Source organism: Methylobacterium sp. 190mf, assembly GCF_900107945.1.
In the GTDB taxonomy this organism is placed as follows: Bacteria; Pseudomonadota; Alphaproteobacteria; order Rhizobiales; family Beijerinckiaceae; genus Methylobacterium.
On the sequence record NZ_FNVI01000016.1, the window covers coordinates 151,808 to 160,012 of the forward strand.

9 protein-coding genes are annotated in these 8,205 nt (G+C 63.0%); 4 read left to right on the forward strand and 5 right to left on the reverse strand.

The features are described from left to right. Positions 1-4: 4 nt before the first annotated feature. Positions 5-445 carry a hypothetical protein gene (locus C4T42_RS19720; protein ID WP_146074014.1) on the forward strand — a complete coding sequence of 147 codons (441 nt, stop codon included), beginning with the start codon at positions 5-7 and terminating at the stop codon, positions 443-445. A gap of 666 nt (positions 446-1,111) precedes the next feature. Here the strand turns inward: C4T42_RS19720 and C4T42_RS19725 are convergent. After that, entirely contained in the window at positions 1,112-1,525 is a 414-nt protein-coding gene (locus tag C4T42_RS19725) for a hypothetical protein (protein ID WP_103985702.1), read from the reverse strand. Between the two features lie 249 nt (positions 1,526-1,774). On the opposite strand from C4T42_RS19725, the gene C4T42_RS19730 reads away from it, so the two are divergent. The 3 genes from C4T42_RS19730 to C4T42_RS19740 all read left to right on the forward strand — a co-directional run bounded on the left by C4T42_RS19730 (position 1,775) and on the right by C4T42_RS19740 (position 3,351). Then, positions 1,775-2,263: a hypothetical protein gene (locus tag C4T42_RS19730; RefSeq protein WP_103985703.1), complete on the forward strand. Its 489-nt coding sequence runs from the start codon at positions 1,775-1,777 to the stop codon at positions 2,261-2,263. 134 nt (positions 2,264-2,397) lie between these two features. Next, complete coding sequence (locus C4T42_RS19735; RefSeq protein ID WP_103985704.1) at positions 2,398-2,895, forward strand: hypothetical protein; 498 nt, start codon at positions 2,398-2,400, stop codon at positions 2,893-2,895. Positions 2,896-2,991: 96 nt separating this feature from the next. Beyond that, positions 2,992-3,351, forward strand: a complete 360-nt coding sequence (locus tag C4T42_RS19740; RefSeq protein ID WP_103985705.1) for a hypothetical protein — start codon at positions 2,992-2,994, stop codon at positions 3,349-3,351. Between the two features lie 849 nt (positions 3,352-4,200). On the opposite strand, the gene C4T42_RS19750 is transcribed toward C4T42_RS19740, so the two are convergent. From C4T42_RS19750 to C4T42_RS19765, 4 genes are all read right to left on the reverse strand, one after another. Beyond that, entirely contained in the window at positions 4,201-5,796 is a 1,596-nt protein-coding gene (locus C4T42_RS19750; protein ID WP_146074015.1) for a restriction endonuclease, read from the reverse strand. A 207-nt stretch (positions 5,797-6,003) separates the two neighbouring features. Further along, entirely contained in the window at positions 6,004-6,969 is a 966-nt protein-coding gene (locus C4T42_RS19755) for a tyrosine-type recombinase/integrase (protein WP_103985708.1), read from the reverse strand. Continuing rightward, positions 6,959-7,363, reverse strand: coding sequence for a DUF2513 domain-containing protein (locus C4T42_RS19760; protein ID WP_103985709.1), 405 nt, complete (start codon positions 7,361-7,363; stop codon positions 6,959-6,961). Before C4T42_RS19760 ends, C4T42_RS19755 begins: the two co-directional genes overlap by 11 nt. Further along, complete coding sequence (locus tag C4T42_RS19765) at positions 7,363-7,986, reverse strand: SEC-C domain-containing protein (RefSeq protein ID WP_103985710.1); 624 nt, start codon at positions 7,984-7,986, stop codon at positions 7,363-7,365. The genes C4T42_RS19760 and C4T42_RS19765 overlap by 1 nt, the downstream gene beginning before the upstream one ends. Positions 7,987-8,205: the final 219 nt, after the last annotated feature.

The window sequence follows — 8,205 nt, forward strand, 5'->3', positions numbered from 1 at the left end:
GTTCATGTCCGAGATCGTGCTGCCGACCGCGCTGGAATTTCGCCGGCACCTCCACTCCCGCAGGCATGCCTATCTCACCTGCATTGCCGTCTTCCACGTGAAGGATCACCTGTCGAAGGCAGGTGTGCAGGGTATCGAGGCTGCCGTTCGTAGCCGGACGGACAACATGCTCGACGTGGTGCGGGGTGTCTGCAACGGCACAAAGCATGTTCAGACGGATGCTCGTCACCGCGTCGCCTTCCCGGCCGGCGACGACACCGATCAACCCGATTTAGGATTTGGGGCCGGCGGTTTCGGAGTTGGCCGGTACGGGGGCATCGGCGGCCGAGAGATCGAGGTTGATGGGCGGCAGGTCGATTTGTACGATGCGTGTGCTGCCGTGCTGCGGGCCTACGTGGCGCTCTACCCACAGCACTTCATTGGGTGCGATCTGTCGGGCTTGTAGGTCTGCACCGGGGTGAAGCGGCCGGGCTTGCTGCGCGGCGCCCATCCGCTCGGTCTCGGGGTCAGCCCGTCATCTCGCAAGCGCTCGATGCCGGGTGATCCCTTCGCCGAGGTGTTGGTGTAGTAGATCGTGGATCATCAGGGAGTGATCTCGGAACTTAATGTTAGCCCGTCCGGCTCGGACCCACGTAGATCGAGGCATAGACCTATCCCCCGCCCTCACCGAAAGCTTGTAGATCAGCGGTCCAATGCTGTTCGTCTTTCGATGAGGGCGGGGGTAGTCGTGTCGAGTCCCACTTGAGTCTCGGCAGGGGAACGGAGAGCGGTGTACCTGTTCTACGAGGACCGGGCGGCTCCCTGGCGGGACCCGGCTTTAACCGCCCACTACGAACCCCGAAGGGTTCAGCGGGTGCCTTGCGGCGCATCCTTGCAAGCCCGTTCCACATGACCGGCAAGGATTGACGGGTGAGGCATACTCAGAGCCGTCGCTTGTGGAGGACTTCGGCAGCATAGCTGCGGACGACCCTCCAACGTCCCGGCTGTCGTGCCGATTTCACCCCCGGTCTGAGTCCCAGTCTAAGTGTTTCGGGCCGGTCCGGCCACCGAAGTCCCCGCTGAGACTGCCCTCGACTTGATCCTATATTTAGTTATGGGCGTAGCTGCGGGTCTATTTTTTTTTGGTTCCTTCCTTAATTTTGTTCAGGGCCGCGGTCTTGCGCCGCCGATGTTCGATCACCGTAGCGGGGATGTTCGGGTACTCGTCCCGCATCTCGCGCATTTCCGAGAAGGTCGGCCGGGCCTCGGGCTCGGAGGTCTCGGCGCCGGTCGCATCCAGGTGATCCGTCGCCCTGATCAAGCGCACCTCGGCCTGGAACGGTTCGCGGGCCTCGCCGGCCACGTAGCCCGGCCGGCGGCGCATCTCGAACATCTGGCGGCGCGCGGCGGCCTCGACCCTGGCCTCGCGGGCGAGCGCCCTGCGGTCCTTCTGCGCCTTGATGCCCAGGCCCTCAGCGGCGAGGCGAGCATTGAGTTGGCGGGCCAGCAGCTCGGCGCCGGCCTTGTCGTCGGGGCTCTTGGTCATCGGGATCTCCAGCAATGCGGCCTTGTGCGCCCTTGAAATGCGCGGACGCGGCCGACACCCGGTCTGGCATACGGGGCCCGATGAAGTCCAAATTGGAATGGTCTCCTCCGTCTAAAAAAGTTCGATGGACACGGTTCGGTTTTAATTCGACTTTCCCGATCGCCGACCTGTAGACCGAGATCACCCCGCCGTTGCGGCGCGGCTCACCACCACCTTTTCAGCCCCATCATTCTTTTACCGAGACGCATCATGTCCAACGATAATCCCGTCACGACCTTCAGCGACGCTGATGGCGCCGCCGGAGCCGCGCGGGCGGCCTACTACATCTTGCAGGCGTACACGGAGTTCGGAGACCACGATCTTCTCGCGACGATCGAGGACGCGGAGGAGGAGGGTGGGTTCGCCATCCACGTCGGCCTGCCGGATCGGCCCGACAATCGCTACGCTGAGCGCTACGACACCTTCGCGGATGCCGTGGCGCGCTTGGAAGCCCTGAAGATGGAGCGCCCCTCCGCCGGCCAGTGGCTCTCGACCTTCTGGCAGCAGATCGAGATCGAGGGCGACGATGTCTGGCGCGGCGTTCTCGCTGCGCAGGCCGGCTTGGACCTGGGCGATGACGAGTGCCCGTGGGTCCAACTCTCGGAGATCGTCGCGCAGGCCGACGCCGCCGGTCAGCCGGTCAGCGCCTTCATGGGCCGCGTGCCCTCTGCCCTCACGGCCTTCGCCGCGCACCTCTGATCACACCATTGCAGCGGCGGATCGGGGCCTCTCGTGACCCCGCCTGTCCGCTTACCCCGGGCATACCGACGACCACCGCGCCGTTGCGGCGCGCCTGACCCTTTTTAAGCAATTCTTTTCTAGGAAATCTTTCCATGCCCAAGCTCAAGAACAAGAACCGCTCGACCAAACCCGTCTTCTCCGAGATCATGCACATGGATGGCGAGTCGATCCTCCACATTCGCCATATCACCGAGACTGATGAGGTGTTCTCCTCCGAGGACGGAGAGACCTTCGAGCGCGCTGACGTGTGGCTGCGTGCGATGATCACCGGCATTCCCGGCCGTGATGCGGCCACGGTCGATCCCCTGTTCCCCGTGAACGCCGATCGCGATCCGATCCTTCGGGTGGCCCATGAGGCCAAGGTCAAGGACATGATCCTCTACACTGCCGATTACTATCGGCCCGACTTGGCACGGAAAACCTCCAACCTGCCGATGCTCGCCGAGGCAATGGTCACGGTGATCCTGCGGTCTCAGGAGCGGCTCGCCGCGCTGCCCACCCCCTATGCGCGCTGGGACATGATCATCGAGAACTTCACCGAATGGCTGATTAAGCCGCCGAAGCTCGTGCCGGTCGGTCCGCGCAAGTAGCCCGAGAGGGCAGGCAGTGGTCGTCCCCGGCCTCGGCCTGCCAGACCGCTTTTTATCCGATCCCTTTTCATTCCTCCCCGATTTCGAAAGACCACCATGCTCAACGACGACGCCTCGATCACGCCTACCGTGACTCCGCCGCTCAGGCTCATCACCTACGACGAGGAAACGGGCGTTCCCTACTACAACATGGGCGATCTCGCCCCGCTGGGCTCTTCAGCCGTCCGGGGTAACCCGGTCGCCAAGGCGGGGCACGATGCGAAGGTGCGAGCCATGCTCCTCCGTCTCTTGGAGGACGGCTGGCCCGATCTGATGGTGCACCCGCGTCTCGCGGACGTGCTGGACAGTGCGATCCACCTCAGCGGTGATCGTGCTCTGTGGGTCCGCAAGCTGCCCGACGCTCAGGCCCAATGGGGCAAGGTCTTGGGGTTCTGCATCAGGTGCCTCGACCGCTGACGATGCGGCATCCCTCGTGTCTTCCAGGTCGAACCTGCGCACGTCCGAGAGGAACCCATAGCACCACCCGAACCCAGGCAACGACCAGCGGCGCTTGGCCTCCCAGAATGTTCGCGATGGCGTCATGGCAGGCAGGCCAGCGCCGGGCGAGCCGCATAGGACCACCGCCGGCCACGTGATCTGATCAGCGCGAGGCGAGCCATTGAGCGATCACTCGCGGCTCGCCGAGGGCACGCCAGCCATACTGATCGCTGGCCGGCCGGCGGGGCTGGCGAAGGTCGCGCACATTTTGCGCCGGCCAGCAGACCACAACACCCACCCTTTCTTCTCGAACAGATTGCTGAACATCGATGCCTTTCGACCCTACCGACCCGCTTGCCTCTAGTGACGAGCGCATGTCGCGGCCCCTCAAACATCCGCACGGCTGGCGGCAGCAGGGGGCGGCCGTCGTCCCTTATCGAAACCCGGCCAAGATCGACCCGCTGCCCACGGCCACTGTTCGAAACGACCCCATCCTCATGGCAAGGCACGAGGCGCAGGTGCGGGATATGCTGCTCGCCCTCATCCCGTGTTGTCGCCCTGACCTCGCTCGGCACCCGCAGTTGAGGGGTGTCGCAGAGAGCTTGGCCGCCCTGATCGAAACGACTCGGAGTCAGATCAGCGAGCTTCCCGACAACGATGCCCGGTGGGCGGTGGTCCTGGCCGTTCTCGCCGCGATGCTGGACGCGGCTACGCTTAAGAGGCGCACTAGGACCAAGCGCGCCAGCGCTACGGGCTGACCTGCGTCGAGCGGCTATTCCTCGTGAACCCTGGCGCGGCTGAACCAGCGGCGTCTGGGGTTGTTTCGGATCAGGAACTTCCTGCGCTGGCCCAGTTCTCGGGCATCGCGATCTTGGCCTCGACACCTGCATGCTCGGATAGCAGGGACAACAAGTTGCCGCCGCTGATCAGCTCGATCGGCTTGCCGTTGGCGAACTCGAAGGCGGCTTTGCCGTAGCCGCTGGTGCTCACCAGGATGCCCTTCGAAGCGCCCTCGTTCATCATCGTTCCGTACAGGTCACGCACGGCGCTCACCCCGACCGTGTCTCGGTAGCGCTTGGCCTGGATCACCACTTTACCTCCGAAAATCGGGCGTTTGTCGAAGGCGATGCAATCGACTCCGCCGTCCCTGGACGCCTGGGTTAAGCGTGCTTCCAGCCCCATCGCCTCGAACAGGTTGGTGATCAGCGCCTCGAACTCGCCGGGCGTTAGCTCCAGGAGGTTGGGCCGACCGTCGAGGGTCGAGAGGATATCGGCTTCCTCGATGAACCGGGGATCGACGGTGTTGATGTCGATGATCGGTTTGACCGCCACGAGCTCGGACGGGTGCCCCGAGACGTGAGCGCGCAGCTGCCGCAGACACACGGCCGGATCAACGAGGGCAAGGTTTAAGTCCTCGAATTGGTCCTTCGAAACGCGAACCGAGACGAGGCAGGGCCGCACCGGCTTGCCGGTGGCACGGTCTATGGTCGAGACGAAGACGCTGACCACCGCGATCTCGACCACACCCGCGGCGTCCGAGTCGAAGATCTCGTGCAGGATACGCAGCGTCGTTTGAGCGAGAATGTTGGCGTATAGAAGCTGGCGCCCCTTCTCGGCGCGCTTGGTCTCGATGATCTGATCGCTGGCCTTGACGTAGCGGTACTTTTCGACGGTAGGAACGAGATCGTCGATGACGGGAATTTCGGCTTCTACGACAAGCTGCTTCGACTCAGGCGCGAAGGCGATATTGTGGTCCTGCGGAAAGGCGTCGGGATAGACCGAGCTTTGGAAGATGGCTTCGAAATACGCCACGACGCCCTCGGCTTCGGCGGTCTCGTAAGACCGTCTAAATTCGGCGATTTCGGCATTATGAATTTCGGCTTGATCCTTCATCTCTGCCAGAGTTACTTTTCGAAGGCCCTTGATGGTCTCGAAGTCTGCGAGCAGGCGAGCGTGGGAGGTTCGGGCATCCTCGATCAGCTTACGATGCCGCCCCTGTGCGCCGGGCATCAGGCGTGCGAAGAAGCCGAGAGGCTTCGGCAACATGGTGTCGAGCATCGGCACCTGCGGCAGCCTCAGTTTGGTATCGGCGTCGAGATCTCTCTCGGCCACGGACTTGGCGAGCCGGTCAAACTTAATCGACAGGTCTTTAGATAGGGCGGTGGCGAGGATGCCGCCGAGCTCGTCGAGCTGCTCCGCTAGTTGATCGTTCTCGTCTTGCGCCTCCTGCTGACGCCCTTCTAGGTAGGCTTGCCGTTCAAGCCGTTCTAATTGCTTCGCTTCTTTCGCTTCGAGCTTCTCCAGCTGTCGGGTTTCTCGTGCAGATGCAGCCGCGTGCCTTGCTCGGGCGCGTTCTTGTGCTCGACGTGCCCTCTCGCTCTCTCGCGCTATCCTGTTGATGGTGCTGACGAAGCTTCGACCCACCTCACCCTCCCTTATTGAGGCGATGATGCAATGCTCAAGCTTAAGTTGTCGAGCGGGAGTTGGGCTGCCGTGATCCAGTGACCGACCCGGCCGTTCTGCGAGAGTCTCCGATCAGGCTGGCCCGGCATCTGGACTGGTCCGAATGGAAAAACGGTCATGAGCGACCGAGCGGCCGGGGCATTGGTCACTGGCCGGCGGAAGATAGCGTCAGATCAGGATGCGCTCGATCTCATCGAGGTTCACTTCGTCTGATCGGCGATCGTAAAGCTGCGTCGTGCGGGTCGAGGCGTGGTTGGCGATGGCGGCGGCGCGCTCCAGGGTGCCGCCGTTCTTGAGGTAGGCGGTGATGCCGGTCGCGCGGAAGGTATGGTTGCCGATCTGCGTCCGGATACCGGCAGTTTGGGCGCGACGCCGGACCATCGCGTAGGCGTTCGCGGTCGGCAGAGGGGTTCGGGTAAGCCGGCCGGTGCCGCGTCCGATGGTGCGAAACAGAGGGCCATCGCCGTCATTCTGGATGCTGGTTCCATCCAGGTAGGCGTGGAGGTAGGCTTCCAGGTTATGGTGGCAGGGCAGATCGACCGCCTTGCCACCCTTCTCGTGCAGGCGCACCCACAGACGACGGTTCTGCACGTAGGCGTCCTGCACCTTCATGGCCGTGGCCGCGCCGATGCGGGCGAAGGTGTACACCATCAAGGCGATGAGCGCTCGATCACGCAGGCCGGCCTGCGTGGTGATGTCGATCCCGCTCAGGATGGCGCGGGCCTCCTCGGGGGCGAGGACAGGGGTCTTACCGCGCTTGACCACGTGCTTCGGTCCCCGAACGGCGGTAGCCGGATTGAAGGGTAGAACGCCGCCAGTCGCCAACCAGTCGAACATCATCCGGATGGCAGCGAGGCGCTGCTTGACGGTCGGGGGCGAGCAGGCACGTCCTAGATGCTCGACGTAGGCGGCGATGTGCACCGAGTTCACGGTCGTGATTAGAGAGACATTTCGACTCTCCAACCAGAGGCAGAACTCGCCCACCGCCTTGGCGTAGGCGCGCCGGGTATGCGGGTTGCGGATCTGCGCGGTGAAGAACTCCAGGAAGCGGTAGGCGGCTCGCTCACCCGCCGCTGTAACAAGCGCCGGAGCAGGCAGGTTCGTCGAACCCAAGACCAGTGGGTTAGCCGACATCGAACCCAGTCCGCCGTTTGACCTCCGCCTTCGCGATCTCCTTCGCGATCCCCCACACGAATTCGATCGCGCCAGTGCCAGCCTTCTTGGCTGTCTGTTTGGTCTGCGCCCAGACCTCGTCGTCTCGGATGGTATCGAGGAACTCGTGGCCCCACCAAGTCAGACGATCCACGAGAACGCTTCCACCTCCCATACGACCTTCGACAACGATGAAATCTGCTTCTTCGAGTAAAATCAGGTGCCCCGCGATCTTATCAGCATCTTCCTGGCTTAACACTGTGTCAGGCTCGAAGCCAAGAAGTTCCGCATCCTCGCTGGAGGCAGTTTCAAATACTTTCTGCCCATCTTCGACCTTGAGCAGCAAGTCGCGCACCATATCCATGTCGCGCTTCATCACGCATCCCTCCCGTGGCAGTGCTTGAACTTGCCACCGCTGCCACAGAAGCACCGTTGGTTGCGGGTCGTGTACTTCATGCCGATCTGGTAGGAGACGCGCTCCTTGGCCTCTGCAATCTGATCCAGCTCCATGGCGAGGCGCGCTGGCACGCTCACCATCCCGACGCCCGGGATCTGGCTCATGATCTGGTTCTGACGCGCGGCTAATGTGAAGAGCTGGCCGATTAGGGGATCGGTCACGAGCGGCATACGGTGGTTCTCCCGCCGCTTCCCTTCGTTCTCGAAATCGTAGATCGCGTCGTCATCCGGCAGGAAGACGCGTGTGGTATCGTCGTCCACCCCGGGCGTCACATCGATCCAGGGACTACCGTCCGGCGGCACGTAGACGGCATGGTGCTCGGCCTCGACGTAGACTCCGGGCCATTCCCAGATCGACCATCCGAACTGGATGCGACCGCCGTGAGCCTCCGCAAACTGGCGGGCGTTGTTGAAGCAGTCGAGAGGCTGGCTATCGGCCGCGGGTCGGATCGGCATCATTCGGGGTTGGGCGCCCGGAACGATCATCTCACAGAAGCGGCGGATGTGTGGGGCGGTTGGGTCGGGCGTGCGGGTAGCGCTCATCGTCACTCATACATTTGATAAAGGACATTATCATATATAGCGCCAGCGCGCATCCTTGGATTCAGGTGCGGTTGGTCGATCGAGGTTGGGCCGGCCGGCTGGCCAGCGCGCGGCTAGGACTGGCGGTCGTGTCCCCTGGGGTGGTGTAGCTTCGGCGTGGCCACCACGATCACCGGCTTGGGCCGGATTGATCAGGCTGCCAGGGTCGGCAGGCTGACG